Genomic DNA, 351 nt, shown 5'->3' with positions numbered 1-351 from the left:
CGTTTTCAGGACGGCCCAGGCATGCAGCCGGATCGACAGGCGATGCGCATAGGCGCCCGGGTTCAGGACGATGGCGCGGGCATGGGCGACCTGGGCGGCGCCGGGGTCGATGCAGGTCATCATCGGGCTGCCTCCGTCGCCAGCGCCAGCACGCAGACCGGTGCGGCGGATTGGGCGCGGGCCGCGAGGACCGTGCCGCCCCAAAGGGTGATCAGCGCCAGCGCGCCGGTCAGCGCCGCAAGCGTCAGGGTGCGCAGTGTGGGCCGGGTCGGAAAGTCGGGCATGGACGCCTCCTTTTCTGGGCATGGGATGCCCGCCCGCACGGGGCGGGACACCGTGGTCAGTCGAGTT

The 351-nt window shown here is 71.8% G+C and carries 1 protein-coding gene; it reads right to left on the bottom strand.

Annotated features, from left to right (window positions below; translation table 11 throughout):
• Positions 1-119: 119 nt before the first annotated feature.
• Entirely contained in the window at positions 120-284 is a 165-nt protein-coding gene (locus BYZ73_RS23300; RefSeq protein ID WP_181498186.1) for a hypothetical protein, read from the bottom strand.
• Positions 285-351: the final 67 nt, after the last annotated feature.

Origin of the sequence: Rhodovulum viride, from assembly GCF_003265965.1 — a bacterium.
In the GTDB taxonomy this organism is placed as follows: Bacteria; Pseudomonadota; Alphaproteobacteria; order Rhodobacterales; family Rhodobacteraceae; genus Rhodovulum; species Rhodovulum kholense.
This window is presented reverse-complemented; position numbering and strand designations above follow the sequence as displayed.